At 59.2% G+C, this 24418-nt stretch carries 25 protein-coding genes and 1 tRNA gene; 16 read left to right on the top strand and 10 right to left on the bottom strand.

Annotation, left to right across the window (positions count from 1 at the left end; translation table 11 throughout):
* Positions 1–51: 51 nt before the first annotated feature.
* Entirely contained in the window at positions 52–1023 is a 972-nt protein-coding gene (locus AAAK34_RS06030; protein ID WP_231693599.1) for a helix-turn-helix domain-containing protein, read from the bottom strand.
* 130 nt (positions 1024–1153) lie between these two features.
* On the opposite strand from AAAK34_RS06030, the gene AAAK34_RS06035 reads away from it, so the two are divergent.
* On the top strand, positions 1154–1702 hold the full coding sequence (locus AAAK34_RS06035) for a cysteine hydrolase family protein (RefSeq protein WP_231693598.1): 549 nt from the start codon (positions 1154–1156) through the stop codon (positions 1700–1702).
* 194 nt (positions 1703–1896) lie between these two features.
* Here the strand turns inward: AAAK34_RS06035 and AAAK34_RS06040 are convergent, their stop codons facing one another.
* Positions 1897–2217, bottom strand: a complete 321-nt coding sequence (locus AAAK34_RS06040; protein ID WP_231693597.1) for a hypothetical protein — start codon at positions 2215–2217, stop codon at positions 1897–1899.
* A gap of 244 nt (positions 2218–2461) precedes the next feature.
* On the opposite strand from AAAK34_RS06040, the gene AAAK34_RS06045 reads away from it, so the two are divergent.
* The 5 genes from AAAK34_RS06045 (at position 2462) to AAAK34_RS06065 (ending at position 5948) form a co-directional block, all read left to right on the top strand.
* Positions 2462–3397: an SNF2-related protein gene (locus AAAK34_RS06045; protein WP_431777841.1), complete on the top strand. Its 936-nt coding sequence runs from the start codon at positions 2462–2464 to the stop codon at positions 3395–3397.
* Complete coding sequence (locus tag AAAK34_RS06050; protein ID WP_231693595.1) at positions 3394–4704, top strand: hypothetical protein; 1311 nt, start codon at positions 3394–3396, stop codon at positions 4702–4704. The genes AAAK34_RS06045 and AAAK34_RS06050 overlap by 4 nt, the downstream gene beginning before the upstream one ends.
* Positions 4705–5106: 402 nt before the next feature.
* Positions 5107–5280, top strand: a complete 174-nt coding sequence (locus tag AAAK34_RS06055; RefSeq protein ID WP_431777842.1) for a hypothetical protein — start codon at positions 5107–5109, stop codon at positions 5278–5280.
* Between the two features lie 31 nt (positions 5281–5311).
* A complete protein-coding gene (locus AAAK34_RS06060; RefSeq protein ID WP_231693594.1) occupies positions 5312–5605 on the top strand; it encodes a toxin-antitoxin system TumE family protein in 294 nt (97 codons plus the stop codon).
* Positions 5598–5948, top strand: a complete 351-nt coding sequence (locus AAAK34_RS06065) for a helix-turn-helix domain-containing protein (protein WP_231693593.1) — start codon at positions 5598–5600, stop codon at positions 5946–5948. The genes AAAK34_RS06060 and AAAK34_RS06065 overlap by 8 nt, the downstream gene beginning before the upstream one ends.
* Before the next feature lie 410 nt (positions 5949–6358).
* On the opposite strand, the gene AAAK34_RS06070 is transcribed toward AAAK34_RS06065, so the two are convergent.
* Both AAAK34_RS06070 and AAAK34_RS06075 read right to left on the bottom strand, forming a co-directional pair.
* Positions 6359–7123, bottom strand: a complete 765-nt coding sequence (locus AAAK34_RS06070) for a sulfurtransferase (protein ID WP_231693592.1) — start codon at positions 7121–7123, stop codon at positions 6359–6361.
* 206 nt (positions 7124–7329) lie between these two features.
* A tRNA-Met gene (locus tag AAAK34_RS06075) sits at positions 7330–7406 on the bottom strand.
* Positions 7407–7566: 160 nt separating this feature from the next.
* On the opposite strand from AAAK34_RS06075, the gene AAAK34_RS06080 reads away from it, so the two are divergent.
* Entirely contained in the window at positions 7567–8451 is an 885-nt protein-coding gene (locus AAAK34_RS06080) for a glycine-rich protein (protein WP_231693591.1), read from the top strand.
* A gap of 205 nt (positions 8452–8656) precedes the next feature.
* Here AAAK34_RS06080 and AAAK34_RS06085 read toward each other — a convergent pair whose 3' ends face one another.
* Entirely contained in the window at positions 8657–9436 is a 780-nt protein-coding gene (locus tag AAAK34_RS06085) for an enoyl-CoA hydratase (protein ID WP_231693590.1), read from the bottom strand.
* A 136-nt stretch (positions 9437–9572) separates the two neighbouring features.
* Here AAAK34_RS06085 and AAAK34_RS06090 point away from each other — a divergent pair, with 136 nt between their 5' ends.
* Genes AAAK34_RS06090 through paaK form a run of 3 tightly spaced genes read left to right on the top strand, consistent with a single transcriptional unit; the run spans position 9573 to position 12135 of the window.
* Positions 9573–10373: an enoyl-CoA hydratase-related protein gene (locus AAAK34_RS06090; RefSeq protein WP_231693589.1), complete on the top strand. Its 801-nt coding sequence runs from the start codon at positions 9573–9575 to the stop codon at positions 10371–10373.
* Entirely contained in the window at positions 10370–10837 is a 468-nt protein-coding gene (gene paaI, locus AAAK34_RS06095; RefSeq protein WP_231693588.1) for a hydroxyphenylacetyl-CoA thioesterase PaaI, read from the top strand. Before AAAK34_RS06090 ends, paaI begins: the two co-directional genes overlap by 4 nt.
* A 2-nt stretch (positions 10838–10839) precedes the next feature.
* The gene (gene paaK, locus AAAK34_RS06100) at positions 10840–12135 is read left to right on the top strand and encodes a phenylacetate--CoA ligase PaaK (RefSeq protein WP_231693587.1); all 1296 of its coding nucleotides are present in this window, start codon (positions 10840–10842) and stop codon (positions 12133–12135) included.
* Positions 12136–12171: 36 nt separating this feature from the next.
* Here the strand turns inward: paaK and AAAK34_RS06105 are convergent, their stop codons facing one another.
* The 4 genes from AAAK34_RS06105 to AAAK34_RS06120 form a co-directional block, all read right to left on the bottom strand.
* Positions 12172–12909 carry a DUF3108 domain-containing protein gene (locus tag AAAK34_RS06105; protein WP_431777843.1) on the bottom strand — a complete coding sequence of 246 codons (738 nt, stop codon included), beginning with the start codon at positions 12907–12909 and terminating at the stop codon, positions 12172–12174.
* A gap of 460 nt (positions 12910–13369) precedes the next feature.
* A complete protein-coding gene (locus AAAK34_RS06110) occupies positions 13370–15181 on the bottom strand; it encodes a M61 family metallopeptidase (RefSeq protein WP_231693585.1) in 1812 nt (603 codons plus the stop codon).
* A 29-nt stretch (positions 15182–15210) separates the two neighbouring features.
* Entirely contained in the window at positions 15211–15912 is a 702-nt protein-coding gene (locus AAAK34_RS06115) for a DsbC family protein (protein WP_231693584.1), read from the bottom strand.
* Positions 15909–17090, bottom strand: coding sequence for an FAD-dependent monooxygenase (locus AAAK34_RS06120; protein WP_231693583.1), 1182 nt, complete (start codon positions 17088–17090; stop codon positions 15909–15911). Before AAAK34_RS06120 ends, AAAK34_RS06115 begins: the two co-directional genes overlap by 4 nt.
* A 112-nt stretch (positions 17091–17202) precedes the next feature.
* On the opposite strand from AAAK34_RS06120, the gene AAAK34_RS06125 reads away from it, so the two are divergent.
* Positions 17203–18078 carry an MOSC N-terminal beta barrel domain-containing protein gene (locus AAAK34_RS06125; RefSeq protein ID WP_231693582.1) on the top strand — a complete coding sequence of 292 codons (876 nt, stop codon included), beginning with the start codon at positions 17203–17205 and terminating at the stop codon, positions 18076–18078.
* A 105-nt stretch (positions 18079–18183) separates the two neighbouring features.
* On the top strand, positions 18184–19383 hold the full coding sequence (locus tag AAAK34_RS06130; protein ID WP_431777844.1) for an IPTL-CTERM sorting domain-containing protein: 1200 nt from the start codon (positions 18184–18186) through the stop codon (positions 19381–19383).
* Positions 19384–19497: 114 nt separating this feature from the next.
* Here the strand turns inward: AAAK34_RS06130 and AAAK34_RS06135 are convergent, their stop codons facing one another.
* Complete coding sequence (locus AAAK34_RS06135; protein ID WP_231693580.1) at positions 19498–20631, bottom strand: DSD1 family PLP-dependent enzyme; 1134 nt, start codon at positions 20629–20631, stop codon at positions 19498–19500.
* A gap of 96 nt (positions 20632–20727) precedes the next feature.
* On the opposite strand from AAAK34_RS06135, the gene AAAK34_RS06140 reads away from it, so the two are divergent.
* The 4 genes from AAAK34_RS06140 to AAAK34_RS06155 all read left to right on the top strand — a co-directional run bounded on the left by AAAK34_RS06140 (position 20728) and on the right by AAAK34_RS06155 (position 24413).
* A complete protein-coding gene (locus AAAK34_RS06140) occupies positions 20728–21648 on the top strand; it encodes a LysR family transcriptional regulator (RefSeq protein ID WP_231693579.1) in 921 nt (306 codons plus the stop codon).
* Positions 21649–21750: 102 nt separating this feature from the next.
* On the top strand, positions 21751–22380 hold the full coding sequence (locus tag AAAK34_RS06145) for a PAS domain-containing protein (protein ID WP_231693578.1): 630 nt from the start codon (positions 21751–21753) through the stop codon (positions 22378–22380).
* Complete coding sequence (locus tag AAAK34_RS06150; protein ID WP_231693577.1) at positions 22370–23341, top strand: ornithine cyclodeaminase family protein; 972 nt, start codon at positions 22370–22372, stop codon at positions 23339–23341. Before AAAK34_RS06145 ends, AAAK34_RS06150 begins: the two co-directional genes overlap by 11 nt.
* Positions 23342–23432: 91 nt before the next feature.
* Entirely contained in the window at positions 23433–24413 is a 981-nt protein-coding gene (locus tag AAAK34_RS06155) for a tripartite tricarboxylate transporter substrate binding protein (protein ID WP_231693576.1), read from the top strand.
* Positions 24414–24418: the final 5 nt, after the last annotated feature.

The following is a 24418-nucleotide window of genomic DNA, read 5'->3' on the forward strand; positions in this document are numbered from 1 at the left end:
TTTCCAGCCTGAATTTCTCCAGCAAACTGCTATTTCAGTGAGCATCTGAGTTCACTTGCCGCTTGCCTTGCCGTCGCGAAAGGCACGCCTGTAAGAAGACGGTGAGGTGCGAACCTGCTTTGCAAAGTGCTGCCGCAATGACAGTGATGTGCCGAAGCCAGCTTCTGCCGCGACCTGTTCAATGGACATGTCCGTGGTTTCCAGCAGTTGCTGGGCCTTGCCGATGCGTTCAGACGAAAGCCACTTGTTCACGGTCATGCCTGTGGCTTCTCGAAACCGCCGGGTGAAGGTTCGCCGGCTCATCCGCGCCACGTCAGCCATCGCATCGAGAGACAGCGGCTCCGACAGATGCGCGCGCGCCCACTCGAGCACACCGGGCAGGCGCGCCTCGCTCGGCAAGGCCGGAACGGGCTGTTCGATGTACTGCGCCTGGCCGCCCTGGCGATGCGGCGGGGTCACCAGCATGCGCGCCACACGGTTGGCGACATCGGCCCCGTGGCGCAGCCGCAGTATGTGCAAACAACAGTCGATGGCGGCCACCGTCCCGGCTGAAGTAATGACGTTGCCATCACCGACATACAGCACGTCCGGATGGAAGTGCGTCTTCGGAAACCGCCGGGAGAAGAGTTCGCGGCAGGCCCAGTGGGTGGTCGCAGCCTTTCCATCGAGCAGGCCAGCATCCCCCAGAACGAAAGCACCCAGGCAAAGACCGATGATCTGAGCACCGCGTGCGTGGGCCTGACGCAATGCGTCCGTCAGCGCAACAGGAGCGGCGAGCTCAGGGTGGTTCCAGGCGGGCACCACCACGATGTCGGCGTCGACCATGGCATCGAGACCGGCAGACACCTCAACTTCCACGCCCTGGTCGCACCGCACCCGGCCAGGCGTGGTTGCGCAGTAACCCACCGCATACGGAGGCAAACCACTGGGCGGTGGCTGGACGCCGAACACGATGCCGGGCACAGATAGATGGAACAAGCTGACGCCATCAAAGGCAAGGACGGCTACACGGACGGGCTGCATCAGCGCATTTTGGCCCAATTGTTTCGACAATAGTTATTAAGGCCAATTGCGCCACAGGCCGTGCTTCATCAAAATTCATCTTACGCGGCCTGAAACGCAGAATCCTCCAACCAATGAAAGAGTCCACACCATGAACAAACGCGCCACCATCGTTGTTGATCTTCAGAACGAATACCTTCCTACTGGCAAGCTGCCGCTGGTCGGTCTGGATGCTGCCGTGGCCAATGCCGCCCGAGTCATTGCGGCGGCGCGCGCCAAAGGCGAGTTGCTCATCCATGTCCGCCATGAGGGCGCCCAGCCCGACGCGCCATTCTTCACACCCGGCACGGCCGGCGTGCAGATCATCACTGCCGTGGCGGCCAAGGATGGTGAGCCAGTCATCGTCAAAAACTACCCCAATTCGTTTCGCGGCACCCAACTGAAAGAGCTGCTGGATGCACAAGGCGTCAAGGAATTAGTGGTGATCGGTGCCATGAGCCACATGTGCATCGAGGCGACCAGCCGTGCGGCAGCCGACTTCGGCTACGCCGTCACTGTGGCGCACGATGCTTGTGCCACCATGAACCTGGAATTCAATGGCACTGCCGTGCCGGCCGCCCAAGTGCATGCCGCATCGATGGCCGCGCTGGGTTTTGGCTACGCGGCCATCACCACCACGGACAAGCACCTGGCGTCCTGAATTGCAAATTCGTTGGCCAAATCCACCGACAATGGACCCCATGCTGCGTCACAAAGCCTCGTGATACCACTGGGTATCACTGCGTTATGTTCCTTGCCTGGCGCCGATTTCGGTAGATTTGTTTCGTCAACGAACTTGCAACTCAGGACACTAGCCTGAGATTGTTTGTGCGCCGCCGGCTTCCGGGAGCGCGCTCATCGTCTTGCTGCGATCACGATTTCCACTCCGTCGAAGTAGCTGCCTCCGGCGATCTTGAAAGTCGCATTCTCGATAAGGGTTAGTGCGGCTTCAGGTGTGATATCGATGAGCGCCGCGTCGGTCACCGGCGCACGGTAGTGGCGGCCACTTCTGGAAAACGCTTCGTGCTCCATGAATGCGCGCAACCATGGTGTACCGCAACTGGAGCAGCGCATGCGGCTGATGTACCAGTAGTCTTCTGTAACCCCGATGTCGATCTGCTCTGCCAAAGTTGGAGGCGAGTTGGGAACTCGGCATTCGCAATCTGTGCTGTTCATGTGGTGTGTACCTCCAATTTTTTCCGCATGCAGATGATCGCCTGACGGGTGGTGTAAAAGTCGCGCTCAAGCTCAACGATGGCAGCGATCACGCTTATGGCCATCTTATCCGCCGGGCGGGCGAGATCTGCGCCGCTCAGCGGTAGGCAGCGCACACTCACGCCCACGCTTGCGCAGGTCACACTTCACTCGGAGCGGATTCATCCTCATATTTGGTTACAGTCCAGTCTAGAATGGACGCCAGATGAAGTTGATCCGAAATGCGGGAACAGAGCGGGTTGTGGATCTTGTTCGACCCCTTCTCTCAAAGGGAAACTCCCTGGACCTGCTGACGTCATCAGTTTCTCTTTTCGCGTTTGAAGCTCTTCGTGAGGGGGCATCAAAGCTTTCGCACACTCGACTCGTCCTGCCCTACGAGGCGGCTGAGTTGTCGCTGCTCGGGTCAGAGGTCGACCGACCCTCACGCAACCGCCTGCAGGTGCCACGCCTGGCCATGTTGCTGGCCGAATGGCTGCGCAGCCAGGCGGAGGTGCGCCGGGCTGCGGGGGGCGTACCTCAAGGTCTGGCAGTGGTCCGAGGGACTAGCGGCGAGCCTCTTCAGGCCGTGCACGGTGCTTTTGGTTTTTCTACCGATGGGTTGGGTTTGACACCTGGTAACCCGCTCAGCTTCATCCAAGCATCTGAATCCGCCCAGGAAAGCGAGATGCTGGCGCAATGGTTTGATACCCAATGGGCGTCGCTGGGCGCTCAGCCCGATGCAAAATCAGTGCTCTTGGCGAAGCTGGATGAGCTTTCCAGTCCACGCGACCCCATGGGCATTTATGCGGCGGTGCTCTACCACTTGTTCCATGCGGACAGCCAGGAAATGGACGAGGACCGCATCGTCAAAGCCGCCACCGGGATTCACAACACCGTCGTCTGGAAGAAGCTCTTCAAGTTCCAGCGCGACGGCGTGGTAGGTGCGATTGACAAACTGGATCGGTTCGGCGGGTGCATCATCGCCGACAGTGTCGGCCTGGGCAAAACCTTTGAGGCACTCGCTGTTATCAAGTACCACGAGCTGCGTAACGACCGCGTGCTGGTGTTATGCCCGAAGCGCCTGCGGGACAACTGGACCCTCTATAGGCCAACGACCAGCGAAATATTCTCGCGCCAGATCGATTCAATTACGACGTTTTGAACCATACCGACCTGTCGCGCGACGGCGGCCTGTCAGGGGACATTGACCTCACGCACATCAACTGGGGCAACTACGACCTGGTGGTCATCGACGAGTCGCACAACTTCCGCAACAAGAAGGCGCCCAAGCAGGGCGCTGAGACTCGCTATGACCGGCTCATGCGAAAGATCATTCGCGAGGGCGTCAAGACCCGTGTGCTGATGCTCTCGGCCACCCCTGTCAACAACCGACTGGCGGATTTGCGCAACCAGATCGCATTTGTCACCGAAGGCGATGACACGGCCTTGTTCGACCACGGTATTGCCAGCATTGACAGCACCACGCGCCGGGCGCAAAAGGCGTTCAATCGCTGGCTGGAGTTGCCCGAAGCTGAAAAGACGCCGCAAATGCTGGTTGAAATGCTGGGTTTTGACTACTTCAGCTTGCTTGATCACCTGACCATAGCGCGCTCGCGCCGGCACATCGAGAAATACTATGGAACAGCCGAAACTGGGCGCTTTCCCAGCCGGCTGCCGCCCATCAACATCAAGGCGGACGTCGACAAGGCGGGCGAGTTTCAGTCTATCAAAGACATCAATCTGGAGATTCGCCGACTGAAGCTCGCCAGCTACGCACCGCTGCGCTATGTGAAGGAGGGGAAACTCGCAGCCTATGACGATAAGTACAGCACCTTGATCCGGGGTGGCGAGAGCATTTTTCGCCAAGTCGATCGCGAAGAAAGCCTGATCCACCTCATGCGCGTGAACCTGCTCAAGCGCATGGAGAGCTCTGTATGGTCCTTCGGCCTGACTGTCGGCCGCCAACTGAAAGACGTTGACGCCACTCTGGCACGGCTGACCTCCTACAAGGCTGGAAGCGCTGGCGCCGAGGAAGAATTCGAAGAAATCGACATTGCGGACGTTGACATTGACGACCCTGCGTTTGAGCCCCTGCTGGTGGGCCGCAAGATCAAGGTGTTGCTGAGCGATTTGGATCTTGCCAAGTGGCGCCAGGACCTGACAGAAGACCGCAACCGCTTGGCCACGCTGAACGCCGCTGCCCAGCAGGTAAGTGCTGCTCAGAATAGCTACGGAGGCTACGTGGGCTACCAGAAATTTCTGGCAAGCAATCTTCACGCCATGATGCGCAGTGTTGCAGATGCGAGAAGGTCAACATCGTGGGCTGAAACTGTAGCCATAGATGAGGCGTGCGGTGATCCAGTTTCAGAAAACATCGATACATACAGATGTCCGCCTGATGTGATCGGACGCATGCGAGAGGCGGGGGCATCGGATAGCGATCTTTTGCGCTCCTGCGGGCGGCGATGATGGTCACTTGAAGGCAGCCCAGCGGCTGAGGTGCTGTTTAGGTATGAGTGAGCCAGAAAAGACAATGGGGCGCCGTTTGCGTAGAGCATGTTTGTAGGCAGATCAATGCGCTCTTGTACACGACTACGAGGCGCGACAAAAGATTGGTGGAACCCATCTGAAATGCCACGTAAAGAAACAGATCCTAACGCTCCCCCTGATTGATCAATACACGAAGGCTGACTTAGCCTTCATCGTCCCGCGCGTGCCCGAATTCACCTACACGGCGCACGATTTGGCCGGCTGGGGTCGGGGCAATAGTGCGTGTGGCAGTCCGACCGGCGATTGGGGCTTTGGCCCGTGCTGATTTGATTCAATCCCGCGTGGCGCCCGCATTACACCGGTTGTGCGACCCACAGGCGCATGAATGTGGCACGCGAGTTCTGCAGCGCGCGGGCCTCCGACAGTGCGCGGCATCAGTCTCAGGGCTACGGCGCATCTGTACCGCCTGGCGCTGAAGCCTTGGTTGGAGCGCAGTTTGATGCACAGGCAGAACCCGGACGTCTGCGCGAGGTGGTTGGTTTATATGGCATTTGACACCATAAAAAATCATGGTTAAAGTCACCATATGAAAGCGCAGCGCATTTTTTACGACAAGGCTGTGCTGGCCGATGGGGCGATTGTGGAAATGACCATCTGGCGACTGCCAGAGGCAAGCAGCGAGCGACCGCATGGGCTTAAATACAGCCTGTTCTTCGGGCGGGATGGTAAACGCCTTGTCGGGTATGACAACGAACGGGGCAAGGGCGACCACAAGCATTTGGGCGATTTGGAAACCCCGTATCGCTTTGTCAATGTGGAACAGTTGGTGGCCGACTTCCTGGCCGATGTAGAAAGGGCGAATGGTGAACACCATGGGTAAAGTTCAAGTGCATGTGGGCACCCTGGCAGATATGGGCAAGCGCTTTGCTGGCGCATGGAATCGTGCGGCATCCGGGGAGAAGGTCAACGAAACGCACATCACCTTTCTGGACGCGCAAACCATGCTGGAGGCCCTGACGCCCAAGCGCCTGGAGTTGCTGCGCTACGTCCACCAGCACAAGGCAGAAAGCGTGCGCGAGCTGGCCCAGGCCCTTGGCCGGGATTACAAGAATGTGCATACCGATGTAGCGGTGCTGGAGTCGGCTGGCCTGCTGGTGCGCGATGGCCGGACCCTGACCGCCCCGTGGGATGAGGTGCAAGCGAATGTGTCGCTGGCCATCTGAGTCCATGAAAGCGCTCAAGGTGCTGTACGCCGCTGGCCTACGCTTGAGCGAGGCCCTGCTGCGCGGGACGGGAGGCCTAGTGCTGGGGAGGCGATGTGCTGGAGCGCCATTCCAAGTGTCAGGGGAGCGGGGCCGGTGGATAGGGGCCTGACTAAAGGTGGCAGTTGCCCGCCACTTGTTCACCGGGGAGGTTACCCGCAAGCGCATTGAGCCGCATCGCTTGGCGGCGCTGGGACTAGAAAAATGCGATTATCTTCTTGTGTTCGAACGCCGGGGACACTTAGTCGGGAAGCTGCGCACTCCCTTGGTATTCCCTCTGTCTGTGCGCAGGGGTTACCAGCGAGGACGCAGCTGTCAGATGTTCTGGTTAATTGATCGTCATCTCGGCTCAGCTCGAAACTTTGACCGCGTTACTTGGCCTCGTTTTCACCCTCAGCCAGAAGCGGTGCAATTGCCAGATTCGCATCCACCGCACGACGCTCATCAAACACAAAACATCCGCCGTCGTAGAAAGCGCCATCGGTCTCCTCGAAGTATTTGAGGATGCCGCCTTCAAGCTGGTAGACGTGTTCAAGTCCCTCGTCGCGCATGAGGATCGCAGCTTTTTCGCAGCGGATGCCGCCGGTGCAGTAGCTCACCACGGTCTTGTCGGACAGACTGGCTTTGTTCGCACGCAACGCGGGTGGAAACTCGGTGAATTTGGTCAGGCGCCAATCTATTGTGTTGCGAAAGGCGCCTTCGTCCACTTCGTAGTCGTTGCGAGTGTCCAGCGTGATGACTTCGCGGCCTTCGTCGTCGTGGCCTTGTTCCAGCCAGCGGCGCAGTGTGGAAGGGGTGACTGAGGGAGCACGGCCGTTGGCGGGGCGGATGGTGGGGTGGTCCATGCGGATGATTTCGCGCTTGACCTTGACCAGCATTTTGCGGAACGGGACGGTGTCTGACCAGCTTTCCTTGGGGTTCAGATCGGCAAAGCGAGGGTCTTCGCGGAGGCCGTTGACGAAGGTGTAGATGGCGCTAGCGGTACCGGCCAGGAAAAAGTTAATGCCTTCTTCGGCGAGTAGTACAGTGCCCTTCAGAGCCAGTGCGTTGGCACGCTCGGCCAGGGTGACGCGCAGCGCGGCGGCGTCTGGCAGTGGCGTGAACTTGTAGCAGGAAATATTGAGAATATCGGGCACGATGTGTCTCTAATGATCTGCGTATGCCGCGCTGAAGAAGTGAATAGCCAACGCGCAGCGGATGTGTTGATCCTTCAGGGGCAGCATATGGTCAAAGGATAGCGGGTTTGGAGCAATGCCAGGGATCGACGGCTACACAGTGGCTACCCGCACCCCAGAAACAACAAAGCCCAGCGGGTTAGGCTGGGCTAAGTCGTTGTTTTTATTGGTGGCGCTTCACGGATTCGAACCGCGGACCTGTGGATTATGATTCCATCGCTCTAACCGACTGAGCTAAAGCGCCAAGCCTTGAAGTATATAGCGAAAAATTGAGCGTTGGCAACCCCTGCGCCAAAGGATGTGACAGTGTGCAACACTTTTTCTCGTTGCATGTTGTGCTGCTTGTAGCGGCTTTGCTACGGGAACATAATTTTTGGATAACAACATCACTTAGGGAGGTTGTCATGGCAATCATGACGAGGGTGGCTGTCGCCGCTTCAACTTTGGTTCTGTCCTCGGCCGCATTTGGGGCTTCGGTCAGTTTTTCTTACACCGGAGCGGTGCAGACTTGGGCAGTGCCTGCTGGCGTAACCCAGGTGGCCGTGGAGCTGCGAGGGGCTCAGGGCGGCGGGTCTTACCCTTGCATTGGCCCCCGTGAGGAAGACGGCGGTCTGGGCGGCCTGACGCAGGGTAATTTGGCTGTGACACCCGGCCAGGTGCTGAACCTGTTTGTGGGAGGCCAGGCTCCCGACGTGGGCAACATCATACCCATGCCAGGTGGCTTCAATGGCGGTGGTGGTGGTGGCACCTACGGAGCTGGCGGAGGTGGGGCCACTGATGTGCGCGTAGGTGGAACCGCGCTGGCGAACCGGGTGGCTGTAGCAGGCGGTGGCGGCGGTGGTAATACCGGATGCCCGAACCACGGGGCCGGTGGCGCGGGTGGTGGCTCCAGTGGGGGAGAGGGACTGTACTACGATGATTTTGGTCCCGGCGGCGGCGGGACGCAGTCGGCAGGCGGCGCAGCCGGATCCGGTGGCGGCGTTGCGGGTCAGTTGGGGTTGGGCGGCAGTATCGCCGAATATCACATGGCCGGCGGCGGTGGTGGCTACTATGGGGGTGGCGCTGCTTACGCAGCAGGTGGAGGCGGAGGGTCAGGTTACATTGGCGGGCTGACCGGCGGATCCACTACCGCTGGTGTGCAGACGGGTCACGGCAGCATCACGATTACCTTTAACGCAGTAACAGCACCAACGCCTGTCCCCACGCTGGAAGCGGGTGTGCTTGCGGTGCTGGCAACTGCGATGGCAGCTTTTGGGGCAGCAGGCGCCCGCAGAATGCGTCGCGGCTGAGGCTTTCCGAATGTCTCAGTAGCGCCGATCGCGAACGTCAAAATGGATGCTGGCGGGGGCCAGCATGCCATATCAGACGAACACATTGCACCCAGGACGATCAAGTTCTGCGTTGGTCGGAAACGTTGGGTGCTCAGCAAGTCATTTGTCACTGGCGATTGAACTGCTGCCGGTCGGCTCACAACGCGGCAGTCAGCGGTAGCTTTTACTGATGCTTGAAGTTGGCGGCACGCTTGTTGACGAAAGCGTCCATGCCTTCTTTCTGATCGGTGGTCGCGAACAAGGCGTGGAAAAGGCGCCGTTCGAACATGACGCCATCGCTCAGGCCGCCTTCGAAGGCGCGGTTGACGCTTTCCTTGGCGGCCATGGTGGCCAGCAGGCCGTAGCCGCTGATGATGAGGGCAGCGCCCAGAGCTTCTTCCATGAGTTTGTCGAGCGGCACTACGCGGCTGACGAGGCCGGCGCGCTCAGCTTCTTCGGCGTTCATCATGCGGCCAGTGAGCACTAGATCCATGGCCTTGGATTTGCCCACTGCACGGGGCAGACGCTGTGTGCCACCTGCTCCGGGGATGACACCCAGCTTGATTTCGGGCTGACCGAATTTGGCGTTGTCGGCGGCGATGATGAAATCGCACATCATGGCCAGTTCACAGCCTCCCCCCAGAGCAAAGCCGCTCACTGCAGCGATGACCGGCTTGCGTATGGAGCGAATGGTTTCCCAATCCCGCGTGATGTAGTCGTCCCGGTAGACGTCGGCAAAGCTGTAGGTGGCCATGGCCCCGATGTCAGCGCCCGCGGCAAAGGCTTTCTCGCTGCCGGTAACAATCATGCAGCCGATGGCTTCATCCGCATCGAATGTCTTCAGCGCCTGGCCCAGTTCCACCATGAGCTGGCTGTTCAGCGCATTCAATTGCTTCGGACGGTTCAAGGTGATGATGCCGACTTTGCCGCCTTCGGTGCGGACGTCGATGAATTCATAGGCCATGAGATTTCTCCTGCTTTTCTTGAAAAAATGTTGTCGCGGCAACGCGCAGGGGCCACTATAGCGGGCAATATCTTCATTGAGTTAGCCGACCAGTCGGTTGGTTAATGGTAAATTTGAGTCTGAAGGAGACAAAACCATGCCCAACGCGGATGCCTGCGTCCTGTATGAAACCGATGGCCCTGTGGCCATCCTTACCCTCAATCGCCCTCAGTCGCTCAACAGTTTCACCCGTCAGATGCACCGGGACCTGTGGGATGCCCTGGACAGGGTGGAGGCGGATAAAGCCATTCGCGCACTGGTGCTGACAGGAGCGGGACGGGCCTTTTGTGCCGGTGCAGACCTTTCCGAGTTTGATTTTCGCGATGGCCCGGACATCATGCACCGGGCAGACCCTGGGCCCATCATCCAGCAGGCATTCAACCCCACCACGCGCCGTCTGGTTGGTGTGGGGGTGCCGACGATATGCGCAGTCAATGGCGTGGCCGCCGGAGCGGGGGCTTCAGTAGCCATGGCTTGCGATATTGCGATTGCCGCACCCGGTGCCAGCTTTATTCAGGCTTTCAGCAAGATCGGGTTGGTGCCCGACAGTGGCGGCACTTGGCTGCTGCCGCAGCGGGTGGGCCTGGCGCGCGCCATGGCTCTGGCCATGACGGGCGACAAGCTCCCTGCCGCCGAAGCCAAGGCCATGGGCATGATCTGGGATGTGCAGGAGGATGCGCTGGGGGCGGCCAAGGCCATGGCGCTGCGTCTGGCGGATATGCCCACCAAGGCGCTGGTGGCCACGCGCCATCTGCTGCGCAACTCGCACACGCACAGCCTTGATGAGCAACTGGATCTTGAGCGCGACGTTCAATCACGCCTGGGCTTCACGCACGATTACATTGAGGGTGTCACGGCTTTTCTGCAAAAGCGCGCGCCACAGTTCAAGGGCGAATGATGACAGCGCAGTCCGCACTTTCTCAGAGCCAGGCGCATGATCTGGCACGCCGCGTTGGCGAGGCGATGTTTTCAGTGGACATGGCTTCGAAAGAAACCATGGGCATGGAGTTATTGGCCTGCGAACCGGGTCGCGCGGTCATGCGCATGACGGTCCGCGCCTTGCACCTGAATGGCCATCAGATCTGCCACGGTGGATTCATCTTCACGCTGGCTGATTCAACTTTCGCCTTCGCCTGCAACAGCCGTAATCACAACACCGTGGCTGCGGGCTGCTCAATCGAGTTTCTAAAGCCCGCCCACGAAGGCGATGTACTCACCTGCGAGGGAATCGAGCAGGTTCAAAGTGGCCGGCATGGCATCTACGACATGCGCGTGACCAACCAGAAGGGGCAGGCAGTCGCCTTGTTCCGGGGCAAGAGTGCACAAATTGCAGGTACGGTCATTCCTACAGAGGATGTATAGCCATGAAAAGCTTTCCGCTAGAACCGATCGAAAAAGCCAGCGTCGACGAGTTGCGCGCCTTGCAGCTTGAGCGCCTGAAGTGGTCGCTCAAGCATGCATACGAGCATTCGCCAGTCTATAAGGCAAAATTTGACGCTGCAGGGGTGCATCCGGACGATTGCAAGACGCTGGCTGATCTTGCCAAGTTTCCTTTCACCACCAAATCGGACCTCCGGGACAATTATCCGTTTGGCATGTTCGCGGTGCCTCGCGAGCAAGTGGTGCGCATTCATGCGAGCAGCGGCACCACGGGCAAGCCCACGGTGGTGGGCTACACGGCCAAGGACATTGACACCTGGGCGGGGGTGGTGGCGCGCTCCATTCGTGCCGCTGGCGCACGGCCGGGCGACATGGTGCATGTGAGCTATGGCTATGGCCTTTTTACCGGCGGCATGGGGGCGCATTACGGCGCCGAGAAGCTGGGCCTCACGGTTGTACCCTTCGGCGGCGGCCAAACTGAAAGGCAGATTCAGCTGATTCAGGACTTCAAGCCCGACATCATCATGGTCACGCCAAGCTACATGCTGGCTATTGCCGATGAGATCGAGCGGCAGGGGCTAGATGCCAAGTCGACATCACTGCGCCTCGGCATCTTTGGCGCGGAGCCATGGACCAACGAGATGCGCTCCGCCATTGAGGCGCGCATGGGGATCGACGCGGTGGATATTTACGGCCTTTCCGAGGTGATGGGGCCGGGAGTTGCCAACGAGTGCGTGGAAACCAAGGATGGGCCCACGATCTGGGAAGATCATTTTTACCCGGAGATCATCGACCCCGATACAGGCGAGCCGGTACCCGATGGGGAGCAGGGTGAACTTGTCTTTACCAGCCTCACCAAAGAGGCTTTGCCGATCATTCGTTACCGCACGCGGGATCTGACGCGCCTGTTGCCTGGCACCGCCCGCACCATGCGCCGCATGGAAAAAATCACTGGCCGCAGCGACGACATGATGATTATTCGCGGGGTCAATGTCTTTCCGACTCAGATTGAGGAGCTGATCCTCAAGCGCCCGGAGTTGGCGCCGCATTATCAATGCGTGCTTACGCGCGAAGGGCCCATGGACAACCTCAAGGTGGCGATAGAGACCGCACCCGGAGTCAGTCCGGAGAGCATCGAAGCCCGTGCGGCTGCCAAGCTCTTGCAGCATGAGATCAAGGTCTACGTGGGCAGCAGCGTAGAAATTGATCTGAGAGGCGAAGGGGGCATTGAGCGCAGCGTGGGCAAGGCCCGGCGGGTGGTGGATTTACGCAAGAAGTAGTGCTCGGTTGAGCCCTGGAGCTGTTTTCAGGCGCTCCTATTTTTGCTCTACGGTTTCCACCATCAGATCTACGTAGGTATCTGGACCTGACGTCAGCAAGATACGGATGGGCAGGTACTGCAGGCTGGGCGCGAACCAGATCTCGGCCATGATCGGGCCGCGCGGCCGGGCCAGTGGGCGAGGCTTTAGATGCACCGCCTGCACGGGGCCTAGCCGGGGCAGGTAAACGGTGTCTTCGCCCACCACGTCGTAAGTCCATTCGTCTACCCCACCTGGCCTGGCAAGCCAGAAGTTGATCTGGCCCCCTGGCTCCAGGCGAACCTGGCCTGTGGCAAAGCGGTGGCCCAGCTCAACGAATTGGCTGGCGGCGTCCTGCACGTCCTGCGGGCGGGGAACGCGGTTGCCGTTGTCAAGGCGAACATCCTCGCCCAAACGCACTCCTCTCCGTTTCTTGCGTATCTGCTCCTCATAGACCTCAGGCCGCAGACCGGCCTCTGTGATCTCACCCTGACTGGAAAAGCGAGACGATAGCAAGAAGCCCACGTCGAGCTGTATGACGGCCTGATAGCGCGTACCCTCGCGTTGCCACAACACTTGTGCATTGCCGTGCAATTCACCGCGGTAGTTGCCGCCCAGCCGATAGCGCAAGCGAGTGTCTGTGGGCCAACTTGCGAGAAAGGCTGGAGGAGTGCTGCTGGCCGCTTCGGATGGCGATGTTGCGGGCGGTGCGTCGGATGCCGAAGAGGCAGGAGGTGCGGAAGCGTCGGATGCCACAACAGATACCTCGGTTTTTGCTGGAGGAACTGGTGCTTCAGGATCTTCAGTTGGCGGGGGCAGCGGCATGCCCTCGGTGGAGGACTCCTGCGCGAGTTGCTCCGTTGGCTGATCGACGGGGGCGGTTCAGCTGCCGATGCGGTGTTGGCAGGGCGCTGAGGGGTTTTCTGGGTCGGAGCTTTGGCGACGGGCTTGGCTGGGTTGGCCGACGCGATGCGGATGGAAGGTCTGACTGGGCTGGCTGGTGGTGCCAGCGCAGCGGCGGGTGTCGGCGGATCAACCGCTTGCGGAGTGACGGTGCGCGTGTAAAAAGGCTTGGCCACCTCCTTGAGCAGGCTGGGCGGCTGCATCAGGTTAGACAGCCAGTCCAGTGCGGCTATGTGGAGTACAAGCGCAACCAACACCGCAAAAGCCCAAGCACGCGTCATGGTGCGGCGTGGGCGCTGAATGGCGCTGGGGTTCAGCGGCCTGGCCACGTCCGCGTGCTCGCCGGCCCTTGGCTGGCCGCACTGTCGGGCGGCTGCAGGCGCCAGGTGGTGGCTCCGCTGGGAAGGCTGAGCGGCAGGCGCAACAAGCGTTTGTCTCGTGCAACCAGGGCCACAATCAGGCTCGCAGCGCCGGCGTAAAGCTTCACATCGTCAAGCCGCGTGAGTCGCCAGCCATTGGTTGGGGCGTTGCGACCGGCCGGCAATTCGACGCCCAGCCATTCATCACCGGCGGAAAAGCCCGCTGTCGCTGCCGCGCTGCCTGCTAGCACCACCTTAATGGTTACGTTACCGTCTTGCTCACTCACTCGCACACCCAGAGTTTGTGCAAGCTGAGAGGGTTCGTCCAGCAGCGTGACGCCTTGTGACTGCAGCAGATTTTTCAGTGGCAACTCGCCCGTACCATGCACCCACTCGGCGATTTCTCGATCAAATGGGCGCCCTCCCAATTCTGCCAACACGGCGCCGAAGTCCTCCTCAGACATGGGGCCTGCCTTGCAGCGCCGCCACAGCGTGCGCATGACTTCGTCGAGGGTGGTTCGGCCTTCGGTGCGAAGAGTCAGGTCAAAGCACATGGCCACCAGCGCACCTTTTGTGTAGTAGCTGATGGTGCTGTTGGGCGTGTTTTCGTCGGGGCGGTAATACTTGACCCAGGCATCGAAGCTGGCTTCGGCCACCGACTGTACATGGCGGCCGGGTGCTTGTTGCACCTGGTTGACGGTCTTGGTCAGCAGCTTGAAATAAGCCGTATCGTCAATCAGGCCTGCGCGCCGAAGCAGAAGATCATCGTAGTAGCTGGTGAAGCCTTCAAAGAACCACAATAGCTGCGTGTAGTTTTCGCGGGAGTAGTCATAGCGTGCGAACTCTGCTGGGCGCAGGCGCTTGACGTTCCAAGTGTGGAAATATTCATGGCTGATGAGGCCCAGAAGGGTCACGTACCCCTCGCTGGCTTGCGGCTCGTTCTGGCGAGGCAGGTCACGCCGGCCGCAGATCAATGCGGTGCTGGCGCGGTGCTCCAGGCCGCCGTAGCCGTCGTCCACGGCATTGAGCATGAACACGTACCGTTCGTACGGAGGGGCTTTGGCACCGTGCCAGAAGCGCACAGCGGTTTCGCAGATTTTCTGGGTGTCGCGCATCAACCGCGCACCGTCGAACGATGCCGGCGCCCCGCTGACGACGAAGCGGTGGGGCACACCACCAGCAGTGAAGCTGCCGCTCCAGAGCTTGCCCATTTCCACCGGACTGTCGGCCAGTTCGTCGTAGCTTGTCGCGGTGTACCGTCCGAAACCATCGGCACTTACACGGGCGGGCGTGAGTGCGGTGGCCAACTCCCATTCCGGAGCGTCAGCCGGCTTTCTCACACTCAAGGCGTGGGGGGCATCCTCATGTCCATGCACGCGTAGGCATAAGCTTGTGGGGTTGAAGAAACCGCGCTGCGAATCCAGCCATGCGGTTCGTACCGAGTTGTCGAATGCATAGACTTTGTAGCGCACTACCAAGGGGTGGTCTGGGTCGCAGTCAATGTCCCAGGTGCACTTGTCGATCTGGCGCACCATGCAGGCGCCGCGCCCCTGGCGCGCGACGAGCCCACGCAGGTGGCGCGCGAACTCGCGAACCAGGTAGCTTCCCGGAATCCAGGCTGGCATGGACACGCGCTGCACGGTGGCTGGGCGAGGCACCGTGAGTTCGACCGCATACTCGTGGCCGGCGAGGCTGGGTGCCTCGACGCGGTAGAGGGTTGCGGTTGCCAAACTGGATTTGCGCTGAGGAGGCTTGCGTGAACTCATGCGGTTGCGAGTGCCGTTGGTGCTGCGCCTCAGCGCGTGAGCAGTTTTTCGACCTGTTGGGCGTTGATGGCTCCAGGTACGCGCGTGCCGTCTTCGAAGACCAGTGTGGGCGTGCCCGTGATGCGGTATTTTTTCGCGAACTCGAGGTTGGCGGTGAGCGCATCTGTGTTGCAGGATGCGGCCTTGGGCAGACTGTCGTTGAGCATCCAGTCATTCCAGGCTTTGGCCTTGTCCTTTGCGCACCAGATATTGCGAGATTTGTCTTCTGAGTCGGCACCCAGGATCGGAATCAGGAACAGGTGCACGGTGACGTTGTTGATCTTCTGCAAGTCTTTTTCGAAACGCTTGCAGTAGCCGCAGTTCGGGTCTTCAAATACAGCCAGCTGGCGCTTGCCGTTGCCGCGGGTAATGGTGAACGCATTCTTCAGATTAAGGTCTTTGAAGTTGATCGCGGTCAGCTTCTCGATGCGCTCGTCCGTCAGGTTCTTGCGGTTGCGGGTGTCAAGAAGACTGCCCTGAAGCAAGTAATTGCCTTCAGCATCCGTATAAAGGACTTCATTACCCACGCGCACTTCGAATAGGCCGGGCATGGGCGTCTGGGTGACTTCGTCGATCTGCGTGAATGCGGGGATGCGCTCCGCCAGATTTTTGCGGATCGTGGCCTCCTGAGCTTGTGCCATGAAAGGCAGCGTCAGGCTCAGCGCCAGCAGGAGTGTGGTCTTCTTGATCATGAGGAGATCGACTTATGCGGTGTTAATGAGGTTGGAGGCATCGAAGTGCCAGCAGTTCCCATGGCCAGTCTGGCCACGCGGGACTTTAGCGGTCCGCTATGGTCGAATGCTGTCATACCCCAGTTGCGAATCGCCGAAAGCAGGCTCTCGGGACGGCTGAAAAGTTGCTGCAGTGCGTCCGTGGCCAGGCTCATGCGTAGCCAGTCGGCTTGGCGAGCTCGCTCGTAGCGGCGCAGCAGCCGCATGTCGCCGGTGCTACGCCAGGTTTCGCGCGAAGCCAGTATTTTTGCGAGTTCGCTGGCATCGGCCAAGCCTACATTTAATCCTTGTCCCGCCAGTGGATGCATGGCATGTGCTGCATCACCCGCCAGCGCAAAGCTCTCGCCGGGGCGCCCCGTCATGGGGCCTATCCAGCGCTTGGCGTGTGCCAGCATCAAGGGCCAGGTGGCTCGCTCGGCAGCCAGGGCCAGCGCGCCCAGGGCTTTCCCGCTGACGTCAGCCAGCTGCGCGGCAAAAGCACCCGGTTCGCAATCCATCAGTTCGCGAACGCGCTCTGGGCGTACGGACCATACAACCGCTACCTGCTTGCCCTGCGGGCCGCCCAGGGGGAGGAAGGCCAGAATTTCCCCGCCCGGCGTGAACCATTGGCGCGCGATCTGATCGTGCGGAAACTCGCAGTCAAGCCGGGTGGCAATGGCATGCTGCGAGTACGCCATGGTTTCGAACTCCACGCCCAGTTCTGCACGGGTTTGGCTGGCGCGTCCTTCGCAGACCACCGTTAACGGTGCATGCACCGGGGAGGCGACTTCTTCGATGCCGCTCTGGTAGCGTACGGCTTCAGCCAGCTTGGCTTCCAGGGCGGGAACGTCGACGATCCAGTTCAGTGCAGGGACGCCCTGAGCGGACGCAGAGAACTGAACCTGGCCTTGCTGGTCTCCGTGGACCTGCATTTCGAGTACAGGGGTCGCGGAGCGCTCGTCTGGCCAGCAGCGAATTGATTCGAGCAGATTGCGGGCAGCCGGGCTGAGTGCGTACGCGCGCACGTCGCCATGGCCGCTGGCCGGATCGCGCGGCGGAGCCACCAGCGCCACCCGTAGCCGCTCGCGCGCCAAAAGCAAGGCCAGCGAACGACCCACGATGCCTGCGCCGCGAATGCAAATGTCTGGGGAAGGGGCCATAGCGTGAATTGTAGGCGGCATGTGACAACTTGCAGCCGGCAACTGGCAGCCCGCTGCGGTTCACGCACAATAGATTCCAATCTTTTGTTCTGTTTGTTTCTTGGTCTTGAAAATGTCTCAACCTGAAATGTCCACTGATGATGTGCGGGGCCGCATTGCACGACTCTTTGTATATCCGGTCAAATCCTGTGCGGGCGCAGAGGTGCGAGAAGCACTTCTTACCGAAACCGGCTTTGATCTCGATCGCGCCTGGATGGTGGTGAACAGTTCAGGCGACTTTGTGACGCAGCGCGAGTTGCCGCGCATGGCGCTCATACATCCTCAGATCAAAGTATTTGAGGTGGTCTTGCGCGCGCCAGGCATGCTGGCCCTGCACTTGGGCATTGATCAGGTCGAATCACCGACCAAGGTTCGGGTCTGGCAGGATGAGCTCGCCGCTTGGGATATGGGGGATGTGGCCTCCCAATGGTTCAGCGACTTTCTCGGGCAACCAAGCCTACGGCTGGTGCGTTTCGATCCTGAGGTGACTCGGTTGGCTTCCAAACGCTGGACGGGCGAGACAGAGGCTCGCATTGAATTCGCCGACGGCTACCCGCTGCTGGTGGCGAGCGAAGCTTCGCTCGCGGGACTGAATGCCCGCCTGGAGGCCAGTGGCCATCCCCAAGTCGGAATGGAGCGCTTTCGCCCGAACATCGTGCTGTCAGGACTCGAAGAGCATGACGAAGACCGACTAAGCGAGTTTTCTATCGCCACGGCTGAGGGGGCGGCGCAATTTCGCCCTGTGAAACCCTGCCCGCGCTGTCCGATTCCGAACATTGATCCCGCTACCGGCACAAGCAGTCCTGAGGTAATGGATGTGTTGCAAGCGTATCGCGCAGATCCTCGGCTGGATGGCGCCATTACCTTTGGTATGAACACCATTTTGCTTAAGGGCATCGGCCACAAACTGCGGGTGGGCGACTCGGTGGGCGGAGGTTTCAAATTCTAGAGCTATTGCAAGTAAACGTAAAAATTTCCACGGATCTTATCGTTTGCGGCATAAACCTCGGATGCAGTTCATTGCGAAGCTGTAGAAAATTAACCGGGGGTTCCCATGGCGTCACGGAAAGTTCATAGGGTCTATTTGGCCGGAATTGTTGGCTTTGCGATGATGTTGCCGTCGCTTTCCAGCGCGCTAACGGTCACTAATCTCAGTGATAGCGGTGCCGGTTCCTTGCGTGACGCGGTGGCCAACACCCCAGCTGGAGGCGTCGTCGATTTTGACCCCAGCGTAACGGGCGCGATCAGCCTTGCAAGTCAGATCGTCATCGATAAAGCGCTCAACATTACCGGGCCTGGGGCCAGTACGCTCGCGGTGGTCAATGGCGCAGGGCGGATATTTCGGATAGATGCCGGCGGAGGTGGTGTCAACATCTCTGGGCTTCGGCTAAGCGGTTCGGGCAGCCCGGTGACTGACAACGGAGGCGCTATCTTGAACGTGAGCAACGCCCTGACGCTGGACGCCGTCACCATCAATGCCAGCTCAGTGGTGGGTGACTGGCGGGGCGGAGGCATCGGCGGGGCCATTCACAGCTTCTGGAGCGCCGCAGGTACGTCATTGACGATCCGAAACAGCACTATTAGCGGGAACAGCGCCACCAAGGCAGGTGCCATCTACGTCTACAACCAGGCGCTGGTTGTAGAAAACAGCACCATTGCTGGCAACACAGCTTCTGACAGTGCTGGGGCGATCAGTCTTGACACGACCTGGGCTGGAACGATCTTCCGCCACTCCACCATAGTCGGAAACACCGCCAACATCGGCAGTGGGGTGTATGCCCGTGGCAATTCACTTGCGGAGTTTGTGAATTCCATCGTCTCCGGAAACAACGATCAGGGCAACCCGGCTTTGGTCAATGATCTTGACCGGGCAGACGGAACCGTCTCGGCGACTGGCTCGCTATTTTCAGAGGCTAACTCCACGCCGGACGTCAACGGCACCAACGTCAACAATCTTTTCGCAACCGATCCTATGCTCGGCGCGCTCGCTAACAACGGCGGCACGACCATGACGATGCTTCCGCAAACTGGTAGCCCGGCAATTGATGCCGTGGCGTGCATCGGCTTGACGCCTGATCAGCGCTTGGTCGCACGCCCTCTAGGTGCGCTTTGCGACATAGGGGCGGTTGAAGTCCGAGTTGCACCTCCACCGCCTCCGCCCGTGACGGCGATCCCCACTTTGAGCCAATGGGGCCTGATGCTTCTCGGGTTGCTGGCAGCCGGGTTGGGCGCGCGGAGAATGCGTAAGGTCTGATACGCTGGCTGATCTGATCCTTATTTGATTCACTCCGGACAGATCAACTGACGACGTGCGATGAGCGACGTGAATCGGCTGAGGGCTGAGGGCTGAGGGTGGCGCCTGATCAGCCTACCAGCCGTAAAAGCGAGGCCATATGGCTGTGTCGCCGTCGGGATGGACTGCGTGATACTCCGGATGCTGCGCTCCGGTGGCGCAGGCATGATTGGGCAGAATGCGCAGGCGGGTGCCAATAGGGAAGTGTTTGGCAATCTCCAGGTCTGGCTCGCCTGTACGCGACAGAATGCCATGCTCCTGATTGGCACCGCTCAGGATGTAATTGCCCAGTGTTCTGCCATCTTCGGTGCATACCAGGCCGAATCCAAAGTCGTTCTTCTGTTTTTGGGTCCCCCGGTCGCGGCTCATGGCCATCCAGCCTGCATCCACAATCGCCCATCCCTTTTCTGCCTGATGGCCGATGATCGTGGTAAGCACGCTGAGTGCGATGTCGTCTGAACTGCACACGCCGACGTTGTGCATGACCAGATCAAAGAAAACGTACACGCCGGCGCGCACTTCGGTGACTCCCTCAAGGTGAGCGGCACTCAGTGCTGTAGGCGTCGAGCCAATGCTGACCACGGGGCAGGAGAATCCGGCTGCGCGCAAACGTTCAGCCGCACGTACAGTGCCAGCACGTTCCTGCTCTGAGATGGCGAGAAGTGCTTCGTGGTTGTCGTAGTCATAACTGGATCCGGCGTGGGTCAGAACGCCTCCGACTTCCAGGCCGCCTTCGCGCAAGGCTTGAGCAACATCCAGCAGCGCTGGTTCTTCGGGCTTGATGCCAGAGCGGTGCCCGTCTGTATCAATTTCAATCCACACCTCGAAGGTGGTTTTATGTGCTGCTGCGAAGTGGCCGATTTCACGGGCGACTGTGATGTTGTCCGTGATGATTTTGAGGTTGCAGCCACGCTGCCTCAGTGCAAGCGCCTGTGGCAGCTTGCTGCTCACAATGCCTACGGCATAAAGAATGTCCGTAAAGCCCGCCTCAAAAAACTGCTCCGCCTCCTTGAGTGTCGAGACCGTGATCCCGCGTGCACCAGATGCCTTTTGCGCTTGGGCGACAGGAACGCATTTGGAGGTCTTGACGTGCGGGCGGAAAGAGACACCTAACGAGTTCATGCGCTCTTGCATGCGGGCGATATTGCGTTGCATTCGCTGCATGTCGATCAACGCGCATGGTGTGCTTAGTTCACTGATCTGGGTCATCAAACTGACTTTTCGAAAAAACTGTGTCTGGCACTATAGAGCTGGCAGTCGGGTTTGTGTTTAATCTGGGTGAATATCAGCATTAAATAGTATTGAATGATAGACCTTCGCGATTTGTACATGATCCGTGCCTTGGGTAGTTGCGGATCGCTGGCAGGTGCCGCTCGGCTTCTTGGTGTGACCCCGCCTGCGCTTACGGTGCGCATGCGGCGTCTGGAGGAGTCGATGGGTGTGCACCTGGCGGTACGCGGTGCACGAGGCGTCACGTTCACCAACGAGGGCAGGAGGTTTTTTCAGGAAGCCTTGGAAGTTCTTGAGCGCATGGAAACGCTTCCGGAGCGAGTTGCCATGGAGGCGCATTCCGTCCAAGGCGAAATCCGTGTCGTTGCACCGTTCGGTTTCGGGCGTCAATACATGGCTGGGATCGCGCGCGATCTCCATCGGGCATATCCTGCACTGAGAATTGTTCTGGATCTTTCAGACAACCCCCGGCGCGATGCATCTGGCCATGATGTCGTGATCCATATAGGCGCTCTGAAGGACTCTTCCTGGGTGGGGCATCTGCTTGCAACGAACCGGCGGCTGCTGTGCGCCAGTCCTGCATTTGTGGAGCGACTGGAATCTCCTCTGACTCACCCGTCGCAGCTGGAGAGTCTGGTGTGCCTGCGTCTGCAGGAAAACGATGAAGACCTGACTCGCTGGCGCTTTACCTCTCTTCGCTCGGGGCAGGGGCGTCGTGAAGCTGTGACGATTCGTGTGACAGGGCCGCTGGCTTCAAACGACGGCGAGATCATCACGCAATGGACTTTGCAGGGACTGGGGATCATGGCTCGATCGGAATGGGAGGCGGGGCCTTTGATGGCTGAGGGCAGTCTGGTGCGTCTGTTGCCTGAATGGCAGATGGAAGACGCTCCCGTCCTGGCGCTCACGCCGGTACGAAAAGGCGTGTCTGCCCGCGTGCGTGTGTTCATCGACGCATGCAAGAAGGCGCTACATCCGATTCCCTGGCGCCCCTGAGCCGCAGCGGCCAGGCTGAGGAGGTATGAGTTAGGGGTGTTGGGATTGCCCAGGAATAACATTCCTGGACGATTTGTTTAATTTAAGATAAATTATCCAGAAATGACTAATCGAACCCGTGAGCAGAAGCTTCTGCTGGAACAAACTCTTCAGATTGCTGAAGGTCTTGCAAAGACCTTCTCGCCCTTCTGCGAAGTCGTCGTTCACGATCTGTGTGACCCCGCGCACGCGGTCCTCGCGATTCACAACAATCTCTCCGGTCGCGAAGTTGGCTGTCCTGCAACCGAACTTGGTCTGGCCCGCATCCTCGACCCCGAGTTTGAGCAGGTACTGGCCAACTACCCAAACGCCTTTCCTGACGGGCGACAGGTCAAGAGCACATCGATTGGGATCAAGGACTCCAAGGGAAAGTACATTGCGGCTCTCTGTATGAACGTTGATCTCACCGTATTCCAGAGTTTCCAGGGCATGCTGGGTCAATTTACTGCCCGGACACTCGAAACACCTGATCTTGAGACGCTTGATCCCACGGGAGCTGTGGCGATTCGCACCCACATTGATCAGTTTGCGGCCCGCCTGGCCGCCACGCCACGCTCCCTCAAGGCCAGCGATCGGCGGGAGTTGCTGAAAGAACTCAAGGCCGCAGGTCTGCTTGACCTGCGCCGGGCCATGGAGATTGTTGCGGCCCATCTGGGAGTTTCACGTGCATCGGTGTACAGCTATGCGAAATGATGCCCGTTTGCTCCTGCTGGACATGCATACTGTGGATCAGTTGCTTGTTCCTGAGGATGTGCTAGCTGCTGTCAGAGATGCCTTCACGCTGCATAGCCAGGGTGTGGGTCGGGTGTTTCCGGTGATCCGGGAACCGTTGAGTACTGGTGGCATCTTTGGCATCAAGGCCGGTGATGTTCAATCTCAAGCTTTGCTGGGATTCAAGGCCGCTGGATTCTGGCCAAGCAATCGTGCGCTGGGTGGTGAGCCACATCAAGCGACCATTGCGCTATTCAACCCTGAAACGGGCAGGCCTGTGTGCATCATCGATGGCAATGCCATCACTACGGTTCGAACCGGCGCGGCCGGTGCATTGGGGCTGCAGATACTTGCCCGACCAGAGAGTGAGCGACTGGTCGTATTCGGCACCGGGGTGCAGGCCCGATCGCAATTGAACTTTGCGCTGCGCGTTCTCACCCGTTTGCGTCATGTCCAGTACGTGTCCGCGGACGGCAGGTCTGACCCGGGTTTTGAAGCGCTCTTCAATCAGCGCTGCGATATTCAATGTGCTTCTGGCGCAGATGACGCCGTGGCTGAGGCCGATGTAGTGATCACCGCCACGCCCGGTGGACGGCCCCTGTTCAGCGCGGAGGCGGTGCGTCAGGGTACGCACATTAACTGTGTGGGTGCTGACACGCGGGGTAAGCGTGAGTTGCCGGAGGGCATCTTGGCTCAAGCGCGGCTGGTGGCAGACGATCAACACCAGGCTCGCCAACTCGGCGAACTGCAATGGGCTCCAAACGAAGTGAGCGTCGAACTGGGCACCTTGTTGCTCGACCCAGCCGCCTTTCAGCGCGCTGCTACGGACATCTCCATTTTCGATATGACCGGGCTTGCATTGCAAGACCTTACCGTGGCTCGCCTGATTTATCAGAAGGCTTGCGAACAAGGTCTGGGGAACAGTATCGCGTGGGCCTGGTAGTCAGTGCTCAGTGAAATGAACACATCGAAGTGTGTATGCCATCAGAGTTTGTCCTTTCAACTTTTTTTGATCTGATTTCAAGGGGAAAAACATGCGTAAGAGCCTGCTGTCGGTTTTTTTGAGCGTCACTTTTCTTTCTCCAGGTGCGCATGCAGCCGACCCGGCGACATCGTGGCCCAACAAGCCTGTCACCATGATTGTGGCGTCGGCTGCGGGTGGGTCTGCAGATGTCCTGACTCGCATCGTGTTCAATCAGCTGGCCAAGGAAATGGATGCCAGTTTCGTGATTGACAATCGTCCGGGCGCGGGTGGTGGCATTGGAATGGCGGCCGTGAAAAGGGCGGATCCCAGCGGCTACACCATTGGCTATGGCAACGTCAATACGCTTGGTGTGAACCCCTCGCTGTTCAAGAAGCTGCCCTACGATGCGAACGCTGATTTTGATGCGGTGGGACACATGTTCAGCGTATACAACATTCTGGCTGTGCGCCCTGATCATCCAGCGAAGGACATGGCTTCCTTCATCGAATACGTCAGAGTCAATCCGGGTAAATTTTCCTATGGAGCTGCCGGCATCGGGAGCAGTGGCCATATGGCCGGCGAGCTGTTGAAGTCCATTGGCAAACTTGACGCGATGTTCGTGCCGTATCAGGGAGATCCTCAGTCCCTTCAGGACTTGATGGGTGGACGAATTGACTTCAGTCTGAGCAACTCCTCTGTCGTCATGCCCCTGGTGGCCACCGGAAAACTGAGGGCGCTTGCCATAACTTCATTGAAGCGCATTCCCATGTACCCCGATATTCAGACGTTCGATGAGGCCGGTCTGAAAGGCTATGAGAATGTGTCCTGGGGAGGCGTAGTGGTTCCCAAGGGCACTCCTGCCGCTGTTGTGGCCAAGCTCAATGAAGGTCTTCAGAAAGCATTGAAGTCCGAGGCAGTCCGCGAGTCGTTCGCCAAGTTGGGAGCAACAGCTGGCGGGGGATCTCCTGCAGACTTCAGGAACCTTATTGCTGCTGAACAGAAGAAGTACAAGGCTCTGATCGAGTCGGCGAAGATCCAAAAACTGGACTAAGCATC

The sequence above is a fragment of the Ottowia caeni genome, from assembly GCF_050821495.1.
Taxonomy (GTDB): Bacteria; Pseudomonadota; Gammaproteobacteria; order Burkholderiales; family Burkholderiaceae_C; genus Ottowia; species Ottowia caeni.